Consider the following 19,644-nt stretch of genomic DNA (forward strand, 5'->3'; position numbering starts at 1 on the left):
TTGCGGACATCATGAGCAGCGACTTATCCCACGTGTCAAGGAGATTTTTCGACGAGGCTTGCCATTCGTTCTAATTCACAGTGCTAGAAATCCAGCGCATAACTAACCATGCTTGACGCCGTGCGATCGTTTGTCGTATTCGAATGTTCACATTCCGGACAATCAAAGGAGGAAAAAATGCCAGCGAAGATCACCGGGATCATTCCGCCCCTCACCACGCCGTTCGACCAGAACGGCGACATCGACGAGAAGGCGTTTCGCCGCCAGATAAAGTTCCTGCTCGACAAGGGCGTGCATGGCCTCTGTGTCGGCGGCAGCACCGGCGAGGGTCACACGCTTACCGCTGATGAATTCCGCCGCCTGATCGAGGCCTGTGCGGAAGAGCTGAACGGCAAGGTGCCGCTCGTCGCCGGCATCATCGCGAACTCGACCCGCGAAGCCATCGCCCGCGCCCGTGCTGTCGAGCACGTCAACGTCGCCGCGCTCCAGATCACGCCGGTGCACTATCTGTTCAAGCCGGACGAGGATGCGACCGTCGGCCACTTCAAGACGCTGTCGGAATCGGTCAAGCAGCCGGTCATCATCTACAACGTCGTGCCCTGGAACTATCTCAGCCCTGCGCTGCTCCTGCGCATCATGAACGAGCTGCCGGGCGTGATCGGCGTCAAGCAGAGCGCCGGCGACCTCAAGCTGATGGCCGACCTGCTGCTCGATGTACCCGCCGGCAAGGTGGTGCTGACCGCGGTCGACGCGCTGCTCTACCCGTCCTTCGCGCTCGGCGCGCACGGCACGATCGCGGCCAACCCGGCCGCCGTGCCCGGCGCCTGCGTCGCGCTGTGGAACGCTGTCCAGCGCGGCGACCACGCCACTGCGATCGAGATCCACAAGCGTCTGCTGCGGTTCTGGAACACCATCGTCGGCGACAACCTGCCGGCCTGCGTGAAGCATGCCCTCACTCTCCAGGGTTCGCCGAGCGGCCTGCCGCGGCAACCGATGCCGGCGCCGACCAGCCGGCAGAAGGAGGCGATCGCCGCCGCGCTCAAGCCGCTGATGGAGGTCGAAGGCAGCGTGAGGCTGGTCGCAGCCGAGTGAGCATTCGACAACGGGCGCGGCCGCATTGCCGCCGCGCCCGATTCCGTCTAAGCCGGGGTCCTGATCGTGGCCTGCGCTTCGCAAGGCCACGTCGCCCGGAAGGTCCCGACATGACGAGCGCCGACAGCAGTCGACAAAGCGTGAAGTCGCTCTTCAAGATGCTGGAAGTGCTCGAGGCGTTCTCCTCGAGCGACCCGGAGCTCAGCGTCGTCGAGATCGCGCGGCGCACCAGCCTGCCCCGTACGACCGTGCATCGTATCGTCGACAGCCTGCGCAGCGTCGGCTTCCTGGAGCAGGACGCCAGCCGGGATCGCTACCGGCTTGGCCTGAAGCTGTTCGAGCTCGGCGGCAACGCGCTGACGAACCTGCCGCTCTATCGCGAGGCGCCGCCCTTCGTCGACACGCTCGCCAAGCTCACCGGCGAGGACGTGCATCTGTGCATCTTCGACGGTGCGCAGATGGTCTTCGTCAGCCGCCGCAACCAGGTTGCCCGGCCCCATAACACCGTCATCACGATGGAGGCCTCGCCCTGCCACTCGACCGGCGTCGGCAAGGCCACGCTCGCCTTCCAGAGCGAAGCCGTGATCGAGCGCGTCATCCGCGCCGGGCTCGCCCGTTTCACGCCGAACACCATCGTCGAGCCGAAACGGCTGAAGGCCGAGCTCGCGGCAATCAGGGCGCGCGGCTATTCGGTCGACGATTGCGAGCACGAGCCTGAGCTGCGCTGCGTTGGCGCGCCGATCCGCAACAGCGCCGGCCGCGTCTTCGCCGCAATCAGCGCGAGCGGCCCCAGCCGACGTGTCACGCCCGAACGTGTGCCCGAGCTGGCACGTGCAGTGATGACCCATGCCGAGCTGCTGTCGATCCGACTGGGGTATCAGCCAGCCCCGCACAATCCGCCCACGAGCCCTGCTCCTGAGCGTACCACCAAGCGTCGTCAACGCAGCGCGGCAGGCACGGCACAAAGCGAACGGGCTTGAATCGCACGCTGGCGGCGGAAGGAATGTCTGCGGAGATCCTTACGGACGAAAAACACCGTTTGAAAAACCGTTCTAGGCCGGCCTACTCAAACGGTTTCTCTCGCTAAGGTCTTGAATTATATGGTGGGCGCACCAGGGCTCGAACCTGGGACCCGCTGATTAAGAGACATGCTACGGCCGTTGATTTTTCGAGAGAATTTTTCCAACTAAGCCAAAATCCGATCATTAGAGATCAATGGCTTACAGCGAAACATCCAACTGCAAGAGCGCGTCGGGATTAGCGCAGATCGATATCGGAAACGTCGGGGGTTCGAATCACTGGGGCGCTACCGCCTTTCCCCACACGACCAAACCTACGATATCTCATCCAATCCTTCGCCCGAGGCAGGCACTTTGTGGGTGCCTCAACCAGGCTCATCCCGCGAGCTGTTCGGGGAAACCGCGCCCTCCGCCGATCGAGCAATCCCCCTTTCCGGCCGGACGCGCCTGGCTTTCGCGGCGCGAAAGCAATGCCGCCGGCAAGACCTGGATCGAGCGGATTGCCACGTATTCACCCGCCGAGTTCGTCCAGCAGCGTCTTGCTTTCCTTCAAGTCGCGCACGTCGAAGCCCTAATTGAACCAGCCGTAGGTCGGCCCAGAAGTCGGTCTCGGCGCGCGAACCCGACTTTGCATCCCGAAGGACGAATGGCCACTTGATGGGGCCAAGCGACCTCACGTAGACTGCCCGGGCGGGATCAAGCAGACTCCCGGCGAGACTTCGGTCCAAGTTCTGCGCAGCACGCAACACGTGGAGCTTGCGCATGGATACCGAACGACAACCCTCTCCCCGACGTACCGTCGCCATCCTCTCGCGAGGAGACGCCATCGCGCGTCGAGACGCGACCTCGAAAAACGGCCGCTTCGTCGACGTCTTCGAGGCGCTTGCCGCCGTCGGCGTGGAAGGGCGCCCCGCGATCTACGACGAAAGCTTCGCCGACGCGGTCCGCGAACAACTGCTCGCAGTGGACGGCGTGCTCGTCTGGGTCAACCCGATTCAAGACGGCCGAAACCGCGCCGGTCTCGACGCCCTGCTGCGCGACGTCGCAGCGCAGGGCGTATGGGTGAGCGCCCATCCCGATGTCATCCTCAAGATAGGTACCAAGGAAGTCCTCTATCGTACCCGTTCGATGGGCTGGGGATCAGACACGGCGCTGTATCAAACCGCCGCGGCGATGCGCGCCGAGTTGCCGACCCGGCTCGCGAGCGGACCGCGCGTGATCAAACGCAACCGCGGCAACGGCGGCCAAGGCGTCTGGAAGGTCGAGAAGCTGCCGACCTCCTCCATGATAAAGGTGCTGGACGCGACCAAGGACGCACCCGAGGAACTGGCGCTGGATGATTTTGTCCGTCGCTGCGCGGAGTATTTCGAGAACGGCAGCGTGATCGACCAGGCGTTCCAGCCTCGCCTGAGCGAGGGCGTGGTCCGCTGCTACATGGCGGGCGATCGCTGCGCCGGCTTCGGTCACCACAAAGTCAAAGCCTTGGTCGACTCGCCGGTCGCGCGTTCCGAAGCTGGACCGCGGCTCTACACGTCAAACGCAGACCCGCGCTTCCAGCGGCTGCGTCGGTTGATGGAGGACGAGTGGACGCCACAGTTAACCTCGCTGCTGGACATCGCGCGAGATGACCTCCCCGCGATCTGGGACGCCGACTTTATGCTCGGCCCCGTCCAGGCGGATGGGAGCGACAGCTACGTGCTCGGCGAGATCAACGTCAGTTCGGTCCATCCCTACCCAGGCGAGGCGCCGGCGGAGATCGCCAGGCGGGTTGCCGATCGGCTGCAGCTTAAGCTTTGACGCATGCTGACGGTCAGCGGGCTCAAGCGCCTGCACATCTCGGTATCATTCGACCTGCAGGACGGTGAGTGCGTCGCCCTGCAGGGACCTTCAGGGGTCGGAAAGACCTTGCTGCTTCGCTCCATCGCGGATCTCGATCCCAACGAAGGAACGGTCAAGCTTGACGGAACGCTCAGAGAAGCGATGCCCGCCCCCGCGTGGCGAAGACAAGTGACCTATCTCGCCGCCGAGCCTGGCTGGTGGTCCGACATCGTGCAGGAACACTTCACGGCATGGGATGACGCCCTGCTGCTGGTCACACGCGTGGGGCTGCCAGATGACTGCGGACCTTGGCCGATCCAGAGACTTTCGACCGGCGAGAGACAGCGATTGGGGCTCGTGCGGGCGCTCATGCTGCGATCGCGGGTGCTTCTGCTGGACGAGCCAACCTCGGCCCTCGACCCAGCATCCGCTGCGGCCGTGGAAGCGCTGATTGCCGAACGCGTCTCGGATGGAACGAGCGTCCTCTGGAGTACCCACGACGATGCCCAAGCCCGCCGCGTCGGGTCAAGGATATTTGCGATGAGCCCCGATGGTGGCATCGAGGAAAACCGGCCGTGACGTACATCCAGCTTTCGTATGGTGATCTAGTCCTGCCCGCCCTCCTCGTCGTCATGGACGGCGTTCTCTCGCTTGTTCTCCGCCTCAAGCTTGAGAGGCAACTGGCCATCGCGACCGTGCGCATGGTGCTTCAACTCGTCCTGGTGGGATACGTGCTGACGTTCCTGTTTGCCACGGTATCGCCGCTCTGGACCGCCCTCGCCGCCTCCATCATGGTTCTCTTCGCCTCGCGGGAGATCGTCGCGCGGCAGAAGCGGCGCCTACCCGGCATTTGGAGCTACGGCTTGGGCGCCGGCTGCACGCTGCTCGCCGCCGGTACCGTCACGATGTTCGCGCTCTTGACGGAGCTACGCCCGGATCCCTGGTATCATCCGCGCTATGCGCTGCCTTTGCTGGGCATGATCCTGGGCAACACCATGACCGGCATAAGCCTGGGCCTGGACGTGCTGACAAATAGTCTGGTGCGCGAACGAGCCGCCATAGAAGCTTGTCTTGCGCTCGGCGGCACCCGACACCAAGCCCTGCTACCAGTCATACGGGATGCGTTGAGAAGCGGCTTCATGCCGATCATGAACAGCATGGCGGCGATCGGCCTTGTTTCCCTCCCGGGGATGATGACTGGCCAGATACTGGCCGGCGTCGAGCCGGTCGATGCGGTAAAATATCAATTGCTGATCATGTTCTTGATTGCCGGCGGGACCGGGCTAGGAACGCTGGCCGCGGTCCTCGGCGGCGCACACCTGCTGACCGATCATCGCCACCGGCTACGTCTCGATCGAATTTCCCGCTGAGGAGTTCCCTTTCAAGATCACTGCTGGCGGCGCCCGCGTCCTCGGCGCGCACCTCACACTGCGGCAACTTTCAAATTCCGACGCGCGGGGATGGAGAAGGCGGATCTCGCAGCGCCGAGACGACACCGCGACGCACGACGAGGCGCCGAGAATTTGAAATAAAAAGTGAAGAGAAGAGCGGGGATATTCCTCAAAGCTGACTTGATCTGTTCCTTCGCTGTTACCCTTGGCGCCAATAATTGATGAGTAAGCAGCAATGACTGATCAGCAATTAGCCTTGGAAGCGATTAACGACGCGCAACTCATACTGGAAGAATACCTTCAGCCCTGTCCCAAGGATAATGCGCGTATCCTTGAAAAGTTGGTGGAAGTTCTCGAACGGCCTGCATTGATCGTTGCTTTAAGTCGATTGCAGCAACACGGCAGTTGAGCGCGGCCCATGAGCAAACCCCTTCGATCGTTTGCTTTAACAGTTGGCATTGCCGCGCTCTCATCGCTCGAAATGACTAGTGGACACGCTAAGCAACAATGCAACGCCACGATGCCGCCAAATCCACACGGGCAATGGTGGTCCTATCGTCTCATCGACGGACGAAAATGCTGGTACGCAGGCAAGCCGATGCTATCGAAAGCATTGCTGGAATGGCCCACAGAGCGGCTTCCCGAATTCGGATCTCGCGGAGAAGCTCCAGGCATTGTCATTGCTGACAAGCCCGGCAATCCCTTAGATGCCCAAGCGTTGGCACTGAAAGAGGACTTTGACACTTTTGAAGGGCGATGGCGTGCTAGGATCTCCAGCTCCAACACCGGGCACGACTGACCGATACGAGCGACGAACGGATGTTCCGGAGGGTCCGAAACGATTGCGGCGGTGATATGCGGCCACGACAGGGCAAACGTTCAGCAAGGCATCTCCTCGGGCTTCAACCAGCGGGAAGCAAAGCCGGACAAGAGAGGCCGGCGACGGCGGTGAGGGAAAACCGCCGCCGAGGCGGTCACTTGCGCAACCCTCCTCCATGATCTCTCGGCATAGCGCCGGAATACGAGACGAAAGAGCGCCTCGAGTTGGCGCGATGCCACCGGCAACGACTCCTCCCGGCTACCAGCTTTCTCCAAACGGCCGCAATTCGACGTTGAACGACCATGCGCTTCGATCCTGGTGGGCGACGTGCCAGATCTCGTCCGCGATGGCGCGCGGTTTGATGAAGAAATCGTCCGGCCGATCTGGCCAGCGTTTCCGTGTCCAATCGAGGTCGATCACGGCATCGACCACGACGTAAGCGACGTGAACGCCCTGTGGCCCGAGATCGCGCGCCATCGCTTCGGCGAGGATTCGCTGCGCCGCCTTGGTCGGCGCGAAGCCGGCGAAACCGGCCTTGCCGCGCAGGGCCGAGGTGTTGCCGGTGGCAACGATCGCACCCTTTCCGGCCGTCACCATCGCGGGGACGAACCGCCGCGCCAGATACAGCAGTCCCATGGTATTGACCTGGAAATTGCGATTCAGGATCGATGGATCGATCTCGCGAAATGTGCCGAACGCACCACCGACGGCGTTGTGGATGACCACGGCGGGATAGCCGAGATCGCGCTCCACGGCCGACCCTACCGCGTCGATCTGCTCGGGATCGGAAACATCGCAGCGGAATCCTTTCGCGCCCGGCAGTTCCTTCTCAAGGGCAGCGAGACGCTCCTCGTTCCTGGCGAGCAGAGCGAGGCGATAGCCACCCTCAGCAAACCGTCTGGCGAGAGCGGAACCTGTGCCAGGGCCGACACCGGATATCAGGCAGACAGGCGCGGTCATGCGATTAGTCCTCCACGTTCGGCCGGCAGGTCAGTTGCCAGCCTTCGCCAACAGCTTTTCGACGTATGGCTTCAGATCAGGCTGGAAATGCACGTGCTCGACGAGACGAGCGAAATGAGCAAAGGTCCGCGGATATTCATCCTGCACTGCCGGATGCAGGATCCTGTCCAGCCCGAGCTTGTGCAATTGCTCGGCCCGCGCATGCTCATTCATGAACAGCGAAAACTCTGCGGCAAAGCAGATATCGGCCAGCGATAATCCCGTACCCACCAGTGCCTCGCGCCGCGGGGACAACGCTTGCTCGATCCCCGATGCATAGATCGCAAACGCTTCCCTTGCTCGCGCGTGAACGGCCGCATCGACCGTGCCGCCCGACAGCGCCAGGAGATAGATCTGCGAATCTCGGGCAAACACCAGGCTGACGTCGAGAAAGCTGTCGATCCTGGACGCCTCATAGGCATCGTGCCCGTAGAGCGTGGACTTCGACTCGCCGAGCCGTGCCACCGCCCGCATGATGCTGTTCGATTCGAAGATCCCGATTTCGCCATTAGGCCCGAAAGCGGCAGGCACATTGCCGAACGGCTGCGCTTCCATAAACGCATCGGTCTTGAAGAGTTGCGAACCGGTCAACCCAACCCGGCCGGTTCGCGCCAGCGAAGATAGCGAGACGCGTTCATGCTCCGCCAATGGGCGGGCGTCATAGTCCCATAACCAGTCCCGCAGCTCCTTGGGGGGAGCTCCTCTGACCTCGACCTCCACGCCGCAGAACCGCGCTGCGATGGTCGCCTTCCAGACCCGGGGGTTCGGCAAGTAGGAGAATATCCGCAGGTCAGCCATGGTGGATTCATCCTGATCGTTTCCGGCCCTCGTTGGACCGCACCTCGAGGCCTGGAACGTCATGCGACAGATGGGTTACTCTGAGGTCGCGTCAAGAATCCCGCCGAACGGTTCCCAGCGGCTCCCGGTCCAGCGCTGAAGCTGCAGTTGCGTCCAGACCATGTTGTTGGTTTCGCTGGTGTTGATCCGGATGCCCGGCAGTGCTGTCGACAACGTGAAGTTCTTCAGCGACTTCGCCTGCTTGATGACGTTCTCGCGCGAGAGGTCATCGCCGCATTGCTTGAGGATCTGCTCCAGCAGCATGCCCTGCTGATAACCGGTCAGATAACTCGTATTGGTGATATCGGAGCCTGCTAGATACCGATCGAAGAAGGCGCGATAGGCCTTGATGGCCTCGTCGTCCTTCCAGCTCTCGTCGTTTGGATCCTTGTTGAAGGTGCCGACGATGACGCCCACTGAATTCTCTAGGCCCGCCGGCTTGATCGTTCCGGCAATCGACGACGACGGGAAATTGATCAGGATCGTCGGCTTCCACGCCGTCTCGGCCGCCCGGCGGATCGCCTGTGCGGCGAACTTGGGCGTGCCCGCGATGAACAGCGCCTGCGCGCCGGAGCTCTTCAGCGCCACGACCTGCGAGTCGATCGTCGGCTCGGTGACCTCGTAACTGGCGGTGACCACGCGCTTGTCGAAATCGGCGCCGAGAACTGCCTTGAACGCGCTGACGTAGTCGCGGCCGAGATCGTCATTCTGGTAGAGAATGGCGTATTTCGCCGAGGGCAACGCGCGCATCAGATATTTGGCGTAGATCTTCCCTTCGGTGTCATAGCTGACGAGCCCGGTGGTGGTCAGCGGATAGTCCTTGACACTGGTGAACTTGCTCGCGCCAGTGACGATCGCAATCGTCGGCACGCGCTTGGCAGCCAGATATTTCGCCACCGCAGTGTTGCCTGCGGTACCGAGCTGGCTGAACATGAACGCGACTTCGTCGCCCTCGACGAGTTTTCGTGCATGCTCCACCGACTTCGGCGGGCTGTAGGCGTCGTCGAGCATCAGATAGTCGATCTTGCGTCCATTAATGCCGCCACGCTCGTTGACCGATCGCATATACGCCAGCACGCCATGTCCGACCTGGCCGATCGAGGAAGCAGGCCCGCTGAGCGGAAAGATGCCGCCAATCTTGATGCTTGTTGCGGTGACGCCGACCGGATCGCCCGCCCAGCAGGGCGCGGCTGCGGCAATCAAGAGTGCACAGGCCAGTCGGATGCTCCTAAACATCACGTGTTCCTCCAATGTTGCTTTTGCGCGCGGCCTTCCGCGCGGCAGGCCGTGATGGACACTTCGCGCTTCTTCAGGCGGCTAATTTGAGAATCTTGACGATGTCGGCGGGCTCACGGATCGGCTGAGGATTGGCCCGCGTGAAGATCGAGAGCATTGCGTTCTTGCCGATTAGCTCGAAGCGGTCCTCGGCAACGCCGACGTCCGCGAGCCTCCGCGGCAAGCCGAGCTCCGCGATGAATGTCGCGAAAGCGTCGCCGGCATCCCGTTGCGGTGCGCCAAGCGCCGCTGCGACCAACCTCTGTGCGGCTTCCGTGGCGGGGCGATTGTATCGGAGCACGCTTGGCATCATCACGGCCGTGCAGAAATAATGCGGCACGTCGCAGGTCCCACCGAGGACATGGCCGATGGCATGGCTGGCCCCCATCGGAACGCGCGACTGCAACCCGAAGGCCGACATCCAGGACCCCAACTGACAGTTCAGCCGCGCCGCTTCATCGTTCGGATTGTCCTTGGTGCGCCGGAGTCCGTCGTACAGATAGCGCAGGCCCTGCTGGCACACGGCGTCGACGAGCACATTGGGACGGCTGGAGCAGATCGCCTCGATGCCATGGTCCATCGCGCGCGTGCCGGACCCGAGCCAGAGTTTTTCGGGCGTGTATTTCGTTATCGCTGGATCGAGGATGATGCTTCGCGGCATCATCATCGGATGATTGAAAATCTGCTTCAGCTTGCGGCCGGTGTCGGTGACCAGCGCGCCCGAATTGTATTCGCCGCCGGAGAGCGTGCTCGGGATGGCGATCATGCGCACTTTCGGGGCCCGGAACGGCCCGAAGCGGCGGTCCGGCGTGGTCTCGAATCCATCGAGCCCCATCGGCTCAAAGATCTCGTGCTCCATGCACATCAGCACGATCTTTGCCGCGTCGACCACCGAGCCGCCGCCGATTGCAACGACCAGGTCGGCCTGAGCGTCCTTGGCCTGCCGGGCGATCTGCGTGACCACGTCCCGGGTCGTGTGCTGCGGTACGCCGTCAAAGGTCGCGGCATGGCGCGCATCGAGCGCCGTCCGAATCTTCTCGATCTCGTCGGTCGTGGTGTTGAGCGTGCGGCTCGCGATCAGATAGACACGCTTGGCGCCCAGCCGCTCGGCCTCCTCTCGCAACGCCTCAGCCGCGGGCTTGCCGTAGATGACGGATTCCATAGTGGGGTATTGATGGCTACCTACGACAGGCATGCTCTTCCTCCCTGATGTTCTTCTCTCCGCACCGCTGCGGCGTCAGCATCGCGACGCCGTCAGCCACCCCGGTCTTGTGCTCGTATCTCGCCCTTCGTCAGGCGACCGCACGCGCCCGCGGCGTCTCGACCTTGCCGTCAAGGAAGCCGGTCAACCGCTGGCGGATGATCGCCTCCGCTTCCGCCATGATGCGGTCGATCAGTTCCTTGACCGTCGGGATGTCGTGGATCAGCCCGACCACCATGCCGCAGCTCCAGGCCCCGGCATCCATCTCGCCATCGACCATCACCTTCGGATAGACGCCGGTCACCTGGTCGAGGATGTCGTCGATTTTCAGACTTGCGCCCTTCTCGCGCTCGATCTCGAGCAATTCGCTGACGCCCTTGTTCTTCAGCACGCGCTCGGTGTTGCGAAGCGCGCGCATCACGAGGACCGTGTCGAGCTCGGTCGCCTTGACCAGCGCCTGCTTCACGTTGTCGTGGACCGGAGCTTCCTTGGTGGCGACGAATCGCGTGCCCATGTTCATGCCGGCCGCGCCCATTGCGAGCGCACCGACTAGGCTGCGCCCGTCCGCCATGCCGCCGGAAGCCACGAACGGGATCTTGAGCTCATCCGCAGCCCGCGGCAACAGGATCATGTTCGGGATGTCATCCTCGCCGGGATGACCGCCGCATTCGAAGCCGTCGACACTGACGGCGTCGCAGCCGATCTTCTCGGCCTTGAGCGAATGCCGCACCGAAGTGCATTTGTGGATCACCTTGATGCCGGCCGCCTTCAGCGCGGGCATATAGGCCTCCGGGCTGCGGCCTGCGGTCTCGACCGCCTTGATGCCGCCTTCGCGGATCGCGGCGATGTATTCCGGATAGGGCGGGGCCGACAGCGTCGGCAGGAAGGTCAGGTTCACGCCGAACGGCTTGTCGGTCATGTCGCGGCAGCGCGCGATCTCCTTGGCGAGGAGCTCCGGCGTTTTCTGGGTCAGCCCCGTGATGATGCCGAGACCGCCGGCATTCGATACGGCCGCGGCCATCTCGGCGAAGCCGACATAATGCATGCCGCCCTGGATGATCGGATGCTGGATGCCGAACAGTTCGGTGATTGCTGTCTTCACGTGAAAACTCCGTTTCCGATCAATGGACGATTTCGAACAGGCCGGCCGCACCCATGCCGCCGCCGATGCACATGGTCACCACGCCGTATTTCGCCTTGCGCCGCCGGCCCTCGATCAGGAGGTGGCCGGTCAACCGCGACCCCGTCATGCCATAGGGATGACCGATCGCGATCGAGCCGCCGTTGACGTTGAGCTTGTTCGGATCAATGCCAAGCTTGTCGCGGCAGTAGATCACCTGCACCGCATAGGCCTCGTTGAGCTCCCAGAGATCGATGTCATCGATCTTGAGGTTGTGGCGCTTGAGCAGCCTCGGGATTGCCGCAACCGGGCCGACGCCCATCTCATCCGGCTCGACGCCTGCGGCGACGAAGCCGCGGAAGATGCCGAGTGGCTTCAGGCCCTTCTGCGCCGCGATCTTGTCGCTCATGATCACGCAGGCCGATGCACCATCGGAGAGCTGGCTGGCATTGCCTGCGCTGATGGTCTTGCCTTCGAACACCGGCTTGATCTTGGCGAGGCCTTCCGCGGTCGTGTCCGCACGCGGGCCCTCGTCCTTTGACAAGGTCACCTGCTGATACGTCACTTCCTTGGTGTCCTTGTCGACCACGGCCATCTTGGTCGTGATCGGCACGATCTCGTCGTTGAAACGGCCGCCCTGCAGCGCCGCGCCGACCCGGCGCTGGCATTCGAGGCTGTATTCGTCTTGCTGGTCGCGGCCGATCTTGTAACGCTCGGCGACCACTTCGGCCGTCTCCAGCATCGACATGTACATCTCTGGCTTCATCGTCATGAGATCCTGATCGATGGCATGGAACTTGTTCATGTGATCGTTCTGCACCAGGCTAATCGACTCGATGCCACCGCCGATTGCGATCTCGACGCCGTCGAGCATCACCGAACGCGCAGCCACCGCAATCGCCTGCAGACCGGAAGCACACTGGCGGTCGATCGTGGTGCCGGCCACGGTGACCGGCAGGCCGGCGCGGATCGCACCCTTGCGGGCGACGTTCATCACCATGGTGCCCTGCTGCATGGCGCAGCCCATCACCACGTCCTCGACCTCGCCGGGCGCTATGCCCGCACGCTTCACGGCCTCGGCCATCACGTGGCCTGCCAGGGTCGGACCATCGGTGTTGTTGAGCGCGCCGCGGTAGGCCTTGCCGACGCCGGTGCGCGCGGTGGAAACGATCACTGCTTCAGTCGTCATGTCTGCCTCTCTGCTAGGCGGCCGCATCGAGCTGCGCGTAGCGCAGCAGGTGAAAGGCGGGATCGCCGAACTGGATGTTGATGGAGGAAATGCGCTTGAAATAATGTCCGACGTTCAATTCGTCAGTCATGCCCATGCCGCCATGCAGTTGCACCGCCTGGTCGGCGATGAACTTGCCGGCATAGCCAATCTTCGACTTGGCGCCCGACGCGAGACGCGACACGCCAGCCTCGCCTGCATCAAGGCTGAGCGTGAGATGCTGCATCAATGAAAGCGCTTCCTGATGCGCGATGAACATGTCGACCATCCGATGCTGCAGCACCTGGAAAGAGCCGATCGTCGTGCCGAACTGCTTGCGGGTCTTGGAATAGTCCAGCGTCGCGGCATTCAATTCAGCCAGCGCACCGACCGCCTCGGCGCAGAGCGCGCCGATGGCACGGTCGCGGCAGGCCTCCAGCGCGGCCACACCCTCGCCCTCTTCGCCCAGCAACTGACCGGCAACACCGCGCAGGCTGATCTCGGCCGCGCGTCGGCCGTCGATCGTCCTGAAGCTCTGCAGAGTGAGGTTGGCGGCGCGGCGATCGACCACGAACAGGCTGACGCCGCCGCGATCGCGCTGCTGGCCGGACGTGCGCGCCGAGACGATGAGATAATCCGCCCAGGGCGCGGCGACGACCGCGGTCTTTTGGCCGGTCAGCACATAGCCGTTACCCTCGCGCCGAGCAGTGGTTGTGACGTTGGCGAGATCGAAGCGCGAGTTCTTCTCGGTCCAGGCGAGCGCCCAGGTCGTGGTGCCAGCAATGATGTCCGGAATGAAGCCGTGTTTCTGCTCGGCGGAACCGGTACGCTCGAGCAGACCGCCGGCGAGGACCACCGTCTCGACAAAGGGCTCGACCACGAGATGACGGCCGAACTCCTGCATGATGATCATCGTCGACATTGGACCGCCCCCGAGACCGCCAACTTCCTCGGAGAACGGCGCACCCAGCAGGCCGAGCTCAGCGAAGGCACGCCATTGCTCGCGGCTATACCCCTCCTCGCTCGCGAGGATCCTGCGGCGCGCATCGAAATCGTACTGATCGCGCAGCAGACGCTGAACGCTTGATCGCAGTAGCTCTTGCTCTTCCGTGAACTGGATATCCATCCGATTCCCCTGTCCGTCGATCGCTAGAGGCCGAGCACCGCTTTTGCGATGATGTTGCGTTGGATCTCGTTCGATCCGCCGTAGATGGAGAGCTTGCGCGAGTTGAGATACTTCTCCGATGCGGTGTGGCCGTAGTCCGGTCCCGGCATGTAATGATTGGCACTGGCCGGATGTTCGCGAATGGCCAGCCCGTAATTGCCGATCGCACGATGGGTCAGCTCGGTGATGTCCTGGAAGATCTCGGTGCCACGGATCTTGAACAGCGAGGCCGCCGGCCCCGGATCGATGCCGCGTGCCATTTGGGCGACGACGCGCAGCTCGGTTGCCTCCAGCGCCAGCACGTCGAGCTCGACCCGCGCGATGTCTTTGATGAATTCGAGATGCGCCGGATCGTCTTCCGGAATTTCCGCCTTCACGATCCTCTTCAATTTCTCGATATAGCGCGTCGAGCGGCCGATGCCGGCCATGCTGGTACGTTCATTGCCGAGCAGGAATTTGGCGTAGGTCCAGCCCTTGTTCTCTTCGCCGATCAGGTTCTCGACGGGAACGCGGACGTTTTCGAGGAAGACGTCGTTGACCTCATGGGAGCCATCGATGGTGATGATCGGACGCACGGTGACGCCCGGCGACTTCATGTCGATCAGCAGGAAGGAGATGCCGGACTGCGGCTTTGCCGCCGGATCGGTCCGTACCAGGCAGAAGATCCAGTCGGCGTGCTGCGCCAGCGTGGTCCAGGTCTTGTGGCCGTTGACGATGTAGTGGTCGCCGTCGCGTACCGCCTTGGTGCGGACGGTGGCGAGGTCGGAGCCCGAGCCGGGCTCGGAATAGCCCTGGCACCACCAATCCTCGCCCGAGAGGATGCGGGGAAGAAACTTCTTCTTCTGCGCCTCATTGCCGAACGTATAGATGACGGGACCGACCATGGTGACACTGAACGCCAAAGGCGGCATCGTGCCCGCGCGCGTGGTCTCCTGCTCGAAGATGAAACGGCGGGTGATGGACCAGCCGGGCCCGCCATATTCCTTGGGCCAGAGCGGCGCGATCCAGCCCTTCTTGTGCAGGATGCGATGCCACAGCAGCATCTGCTCCTTGGAAAGGTCGGTCTCCGGATTGGGAACGCGCATCTCGGTCGGATAATTGTCCTTGATGAACGCGCGCACTTCGTCGCGAAACGCCGCATCTTCCGGGGATAGCGCGAGCTCCATGGGGCGCGCTCCTACCACTTCTCGCCGAAGGGACGGATCTCAAGCTCAAACGTCCACGCGCTCTTGGGCTGTTGGTAGAGCTGCCAATAGGACGCCGCCACCGACGCAGGCGGCATTAGCAGGTCTGGATCGTCGAGCGCATTGGGGCCGAGCGCTTCGAGCCGGCGCTGGCGCACCCATTCGGTATCGACGCCAGAGTCAATGATAAGATGCGCGACGTGGATGTTCTTCGGCCCGAGTTCGCGCGCCATCGCCTGTGCGACGGCTCGCAGGCCGAACTTGGCGCTGGCGAAGGCGGCATAGCCGGAACCGCCGCGCAAGCTCGCGGTCGCGCCAGTAAAGAAGATGTTGCCGCCGCCACGCGGCAGCATCAGCCGTGCGGCCTCGCGCCCCGCAAGGAACCCGGAATAGCAGGCCATTTCCCAGACCTTTCGGAACACCCGTTCGGTGGTCTCCAGGATCGGGAAATTGACATTGGCGCCGATGTTGAAGATGCAGACCTCGAGCGGCGCATGCTTGTCCGCGTCATTGAGGAAGGAGATGATCTCCTCCTCCTTGCGCGCGTCGAGCGAGCGGGCGTGGATCTCACCGCCGACCGCCTCGATCTCCTTGACCAGCGGCGCGAGCTTGTCGCCATTGCGGCGGCCAGCGAAGATGGTGAAGCCTTCCGAGGCGAATTTCTTGGCAATCTCGCCGCCGATAAAGTCACCGGCGCCGATGACCGCAACCGTCCTGTTTCTCTTCTGCATGGGACTTCTCCAGCCTTGTGAGATTTTGAGCGATCTCGCGCGCGTCAGTTGCGCAGCGATTCCGCCAGCTTGTGTTTCAGGAGCTTGCCTGTCGACGTGGCCGGCAGCGCGTCCATGAGGATGATCTCGGATGGCCGCTTGTAGGACGTGAGCTCCGGCGCGACATGCGACATCAAATCCTGCGCGGTTGCCGAGGAGCCCTTGAGGAGCTGGACGAACGCCACAATCTCTTCGTTGCCCGGGACCGATCGTCCGACCACGGCGCATTGCACCACGTCTGGATGCGTGCTCAGCACCGCCTCGATCTCGGCCGGATAGACGTTGAAGCCGGAGCGAATGATCATCTCCTTGGTGCGACCAACGATGAACATCGCATCGCCCTCGAAGCGCGCGAGGTCGCCGGTGTTGAACCACCCTTCCGGGTCGATCGCTTTCGCCGTGAGGTCGGGCGCGCGATAGTAACCGCGCATGACGTTCGGCCCACGGACATGCAATTCGCCGATGTCACCGTTCGTCACGATGGCGCCGTCCCGCGCAACGATCCGGGCCTCGATACCCGGCACGAGCACTCCGACCGAATTGTCGCGACGCGGCGCCTCGGGCCGCACGCCGGAAATTCCGGGCGAGCATTCGGTGATGCCAAAGGCGTTGCCGAGCGGCAGACCGAGCTCCTTCTCGACCCTTGCCTTGAGCTCGAGGTCGAGCGGCGCGCCGGCGACGCTCATCAGGCGCAGCGCGCCGCGCTTGAGCTTGGGCAAGCCGGCCGTCTGCTTGTATTCCAGCAGGCGCTGGTAGGTGGCGGGCACGCCGTTCAAGAGCGTGATGCCTTCCTCGGCCAGCGCCTTGGCAAGCGCAGCGGGATTGTATTTGGTGACCAGCCGGGTCACACCACCGACCATCAGCGTCATCGTCAGCAGCGAGATGCCGACGATATGCGAGATCGGCAGCACGCAATACTGCACGTCCTCCGCCGTCATGCTCCGCAAGTTCGCGGTGGTCCTTGCGGAAAACAGCAGGTTCCGATGCGTGAGCATGACCCCCTTCGGCGTTCCGGTCGTACCGGACGTATAGATGAGCACCGCCACCTGACGTGCGCCGTCGGCCTCGACCGGCTCGGCATGCGTGTTCTGGTTCAGGGCAGACACGCCGATGCCGTGGAGCGGACCAACATCCTGCACCGGAGCGTTGTAACGCGTCGCGTGCGAGGCCGCCTCTTCGGAAACCTCCGCCGTGAAGAACATGCGACGGGCGCCGCTGTGATCTCTGATCTGATCGAGCTCACGCGGCGACAGCCGCGGGTTGGCCACGATCGCCCAGGCATCGAGGCGACTGGCCGCGAACAGGAGGCAGGCGAGCGCAATCGCGTTTTCGCTCACGATCATCATCCGATCGCCGGCGCGGATGCCGAGCGTGGATAGCGCCTCCGCCGTGGCGCCGACCGCGCGGTCGAGCTCGCGATAGGTCAGCGTGGCATTGTCTTCGATGAGCGCCGTCCGGTCGGGTGTGGTGGCAACATAGGGGTCCATCACCTCATGAATGCGCTGCGGCAACATCTCGGTGATTTCCGCTGCAGCCTGCTGCCAGTTCGCCAATGACACCTCCCGTTGAAAGGCCCTTTGCGGGCTCGACTCGTTCCGGATATCCCCCGCCCGGTCAGGCGCTCTTGCGCCGCGCTGCGGCCGATTGCGCCAGGATTTCTTCCTCGACGTCGCGCAGGCTGTCCTTGCCGAAGTAGATCTCGTCACCGACGAAGAACGTCGGCGAGCCGAACGTGCCGCGCGCCACGGCGCGGCTGGTGTTCTCGATCAACCTCTTCTTGACGTCGTCCTGCTGGGCGCGGGCGCTGATGCGATCGATGTCCAGCCCTGATGACAGAAACGCATCGCGGAAGACCTGCGGATCGTCCATCTTCTTGGGCTCGACCCACATGTGGTGATAGGCAGCGCGGAAGTAGGGCTCGAACGCCCCCTCGAACTCCGCGGCAACAGCGCCGCGCATCAGCGCAAGGGTGTTCACCGGGAAGAACGGGTTCACCGTGAACTTCGTGATGTTGTGCCGGCGCAGGAAGCGTTGGGTCTCGAGCGCATTGTATTCCGGCTTGTTCTTGATCCCGCGCAGCGACTCGGCAGGCGACAGGTTGCCGGTCGCCTTGTAGACGCCGCCGAGCAGCACCGGCACGTAGTCGAACTTGACGCCGGTTCGCTGCTCGATGCCGGGCAGCGCGAGCTCGGCGAGGTAAGCGTTGGGACTGCCGAAATCGAAATGAAACTCGACCTTTAGCGGAGCAGCCATGGAACGCTCTTCCCTTACGGCGGTGGTTGCTCGCCACCCGATTGATCGTACTGCACCGATAAGGTTCTATTTTAGAACTGTCAATATGATGTTTATCATACAATACGCATAACGATGCGCGAATAAGGGCATCCCATTGATTTCTCGTTAGTTCTTATTTAGAATTTATTTGTGATGCGCCACGGATTCGCTGGAGACGACAATGAAATGGGATACCCTTGAGGAGGAGCCATGCTCTCTCGCCCGTACCGTGGCGGTGATCGGTGACCGCTGGAGCCTCCTCATCCTGCGCGAATGTTTCTTGCGCATTCGCAGATTTGATGACTTCCAGACGTCGCTCGGAATCACCCGCCATCTGCTCGCCGATCGGCTGAAGAAATTTGTCCGCTTTGGCGTACTGCGCAAGATTCCGTATCAGGAAGCGCCGAAGCGCTACGAGTATATCCTGACGCAAAAGGGTCTCGATCTCTATCCGATCATCATGTCGATTGTGCACTGGGGCAACGTCCACATGGTCGACTCGCGCGGACGACCGCTGCTGCATGAACACAAGAACTGCCACAAGATGTTTGATCCTGTCATGATCTGCTCCGAATGCGGTGAGCCGCTGACGGCGAAGGCAGTCCACGTTCATCCGGGCCCCGGCGCGAGACGGTCTTCGCCGACAAGCAACGGCGTTTCGGCGAAGAACGCTGGTTGACCTCCAACGTCTCAACAGCTCGATCCAGGAAGGCAGGTCCGCCGGAACGTTGTGGACGACTTCAACCAGCCAATACATCCGCAGATGGCCTTGCCGAGGCCGAGCACCTGGCGGCTTGGCGTTTCGCAATTGGCAAACAGGATGGCAGGGTAGCTTAGGGTAGAAATTCTTCGCCGGGCGAGAAATGGCCCCGGAGTAGGTGGTCAAAATGAGCGACCGCTATCGGCGACGAGAGCCTTCGACTTCGGAGAGAGGCTCGGTGACTGACGCCGAGATCGTATTGCTAGAGATCGAACGAATCCGTGCAAGGCGATGCCGCCGGAGGCTCAAGTGCACAAGGACTTCAGCTCCGGCGGCGGGGCGCCCTTCCCCTCGAGCATCCCCAGCGCTAGCGCGGCCTCCACTCGCACGCTCGGATCCTCATCACCCGCTAGCTGTCGGAGGGGGCGGAGGGCTTGTTCGATCCCCGGGAAGGCCGGACCGAGGCGACCGAGGTGCCAGGCCGCCAGGCTGCGGACGAAGGCAAGCTCGTTGCCCAACTCCGCGACGAGGACGGTGATCGACTCTCCACCTGACGGCACCACCCGGGCCAAGGCCGCCGCCGCCCAGACGCGCACGAACGCAACCGGGTCCTGGAGGGTAGCGGCGAGGTCGGACATAGCCTCGGTTGCCGCCGGGCCGATCTCGCCCAGCGCATATGCACCGAGGCGACGCTGGAGTGGATCGCTGCTCGAAAGCTCCCTCACCCAGCCTGGAACGGAAGTCCCTAGATAAGCGATCTGCGCGCTCATGG

20 protein-coding genes are annotated in these 19,644 nt (G+C 62.7%); 8 read left to right on the plus strand and 12 right to left on the minus strand.

The annotated features are described in order from the left end of the window. Positions 1-177 precede the first annotated feature (177 nt). The 7 genes from WN72_RS34880 (at position 178) to WN72_RS34910 (ending at position 6,119) form a co-directional block, all read left to right on the plus strand. Positions 178-1,092: a dihydrodipicolinate synthase family protein gene (locus tag WN72_RS34880; protein WP_092218361.1), complete on the plus strand. Its 915-nt coding sequence runs from the start codon at positions 178-180 to the stop codon at positions 1,090-1,092. 110 nt (positions 1,093-1,202) lie between these two features. Then, positions 1,203-2,072 (plus strand): IclR family transcriptional regulator, encoded by an 870-nt coding sequence (locus tag WN72_RS34885; protein WP_092218362.1) that lies wholly within the window; start codon positions 1,203-1,205, stop codon positions 2,070-2,072. Positions 2,073-2,873: 801 nt separating this feature from the next. Continuing rightward, positions 2,874-3,908 carry a Cj0069 family protein gene (locus tag WN72_RS34890; protein WP_092218363.1) on the plus strand — a complete coding sequence of 345 codons (1,035 nt, stop codon included), beginning with the start codon at positions 2,874-2,876 and terminating at the stop codon, positions 3,906-3,908. A gap of 3 nt (positions 3,909-3,911) precedes the next feature. Further along, the gene (locus WN72_RS34895; protein ID WP_027564481.1) at positions 3,912-4,508 is read left to right on the plus strand and encodes an ABC transporter ATP-binding protein; all 597 of its coding nucleotides are present in this window, start codon (positions 3,912-3,914) and stop codon (positions 4,506-4,508) included. Next, positions 4,505-5,299: an ABC transporter permease gene (locus WN72_RS34900; protein ID WP_092218364.1), complete on the plus strand. Its 795-nt coding sequence runs from the start codon at positions 4,505-4,507 to the stop codon at positions 5,297-5,299. The genes WN72_RS34895 and WN72_RS34900 overlap by 4 nt, the downstream gene beginning before the upstream one ends. Before the next feature lie 256 nt (positions 5,300-5,555). Beyond that, complete coding sequence (locus WN72_RS34905; protein ID WP_167336480.1) at positions 5,556-5,729, plus strand: hypothetical protein; 174 nt, start codon at positions 5,556-5,558, stop codon at positions 5,727-5,729. A gap of 9 nt (positions 5,730-5,738) precedes the next feature. Continuing rightward, positions 5,739-6,119: a hypothetical protein gene (locus WN72_RS34910; RefSeq protein ID WP_244553905.1), complete on the plus strand. Its 381-nt coding sequence runs from the start codon at positions 5,739-5,741 to the stop codon at positions 6,117-6,119. A gap of 279 nt (positions 6,120-6,398) precedes the next feature. Here the strand turns inward: WN72_RS34910 and WN72_RS34915 are convergent, their stop codons facing one another. From WN72_RS34915 to WN72_RS34965, 11 genes are all read right to left on the minus strand, one after another. Next, positions 6,399-7,100: an SDR family NAD(P)-dependent oxidoreductase gene (locus tag WN72_RS34915; RefSeq protein ID WP_092218366.1), complete on the minus strand. Its 702-nt coding sequence runs from the start codon at positions 7,098-7,100 to the stop codon at positions 6,399-6,401. 30 nt (positions 7,101-7,130) lie between these two features. Beyond that, a complete protein-coding gene (locus WN72_RS34920) occupies positions 7,131-7,937 on the minus strand; it encodes a glutathione S-transferase family protein (protein WP_092218367.1) in 807 nt (268 codons plus the stop codon). Between the two features lie 75 nt (positions 7,938-8,012). Beyond that, on the minus strand, positions 8,013-9,212 hold the full coding sequence (locus WN72_RS34925) for an ABC transporter substrate-binding protein (protein ID WP_027564485.1): 1,200 nt from the start codon (positions 9,210-9,212) through the stop codon (positions 8,013-8,015). A 73-nt stretch (positions 9,213-9,285) separates the two neighbouring features. After that, positions 9,286-10,446: an iron-containing alcohol dehydrogenase gene (locus tag WN72_RS34930; RefSeq protein ID WP_092218368.1), complete on the minus strand. Its 1,161-nt coding sequence runs from the start codon at positions 10,444-10,446 to the stop codon at positions 9,286-9,288. Positions 10,447-10,543: 97 nt separating this feature from the next. Then, complete coding sequence (locus tag WN72_RS34935; protein WP_092218369.1) at positions 10,544-11,554, minus strand: NAD(P)H-dependent flavin oxidoreductase; 1,011 nt, start codon at positions 11,552-11,554, stop codon at positions 10,544-10,546. 19 nt (positions 11,555-11,573) lie between these two features. Further along, complete coding sequence (locus WN72_RS34940) at positions 11,574-12,761, minus strand: acetyl-CoA C-acyltransferase (protein WP_092218370.1); 1,188 nt, start codon at positions 12,759-12,761, stop codon at positions 11,574-11,576. A gap of 13 nt (positions 12,762-12,774) precedes the next feature. Continuing rightward, a complete protein-coding gene (locus tag WN72_RS34945) occupies positions 12,775-13,905 on the minus strand; it encodes an acyl-CoA dehydrogenase family protein (RefSeq protein ID WP_027564489.1) in 1,131 nt (376 codons plus the stop codon). A gap of 23 nt (positions 13,906-13,928) precedes the next feature. Next, positions 13,929-15,110 (minus strand): acyl-CoA dehydrogenase family protein, encoded by a 1,182-nt coding sequence (locus WN72_RS34950; RefSeq protein ID WP_027564490.1) that lies wholly within the window; start codon positions 15,108-15,110, stop codon positions 13,929-13,931. Between the two features lie 11 nt (positions 15,111-15,121). Continuing rightward, complete coding sequence (locus WN72_RS34955; RefSeq protein WP_092218371.1) at positions 15,122-15,859, minus strand: SDR family oxidoreductase; 738 nt, start codon at positions 15,857-15,859, stop codon at positions 15,122-15,124. A gap of 44 nt (positions 15,860-15,903) precedes the next feature. Beyond that, entirely contained in the window at positions 15,904-17,457 is a 1,554-nt protein-coding gene (locus WN72_RS34960) for a class I adenylate-forming enzyme family protein (RefSeq protein WP_027564492.1), read from the minus strand. Positions 17,458-17,512: 55 nt separating this feature from the next. Continuing rightward, entirely contained in the window at positions 17,513-18,151 is a 639-nt protein-coding gene (locus tag WN72_RS34965; protein WP_027564493.1) for a 2-hydroxychromene-2-carboxylate isomerase, read from the minus strand. Positions 18,152-18,353: 202 nt separating this feature from the next. On the opposite strand from WN72_RS34965, the gene WN72_RS34970 reads away from it, so the two are divergent. Continuing rightward, positions 18,354-18,851 (plus strand): winged helix-turn-helix transcriptional regulator, encoded by a 498-nt coding sequence (locus WN72_RS34970; protein WP_027564494.1) that lies wholly within the window; start codon positions 18,354-18,356, stop codon positions 18,849-18,851. 326 nt (positions 18,852-19,177) lie between these two features. Here WN72_RS34970 and WN72_RS34975 read toward each other — a convergent pair whose 3' ends face one another. Next, a complete protein-coding gene (locus WN72_RS34975) occupies positions 19,178-19,642 on the minus strand; it encodes a HEAT repeat domain-containing protein (RefSeq protein ID WP_027564495.1) in 465 nt (154 codons plus the stop codon). Positions 19,643-19,644 lie beyond the last annotated feature (2 nt).

Origin of the sequence: Bradyrhizobium arachidis (genome assembly GCF_015291705.1) — a bacterium.
Taxonomy (GTDB): Bacteria; Pseudomonadota; Alphaproteobacteria; order Rhizobiales; family Xanthobacteraceae; genus Bradyrhizobium; species Bradyrhizobium arachidis.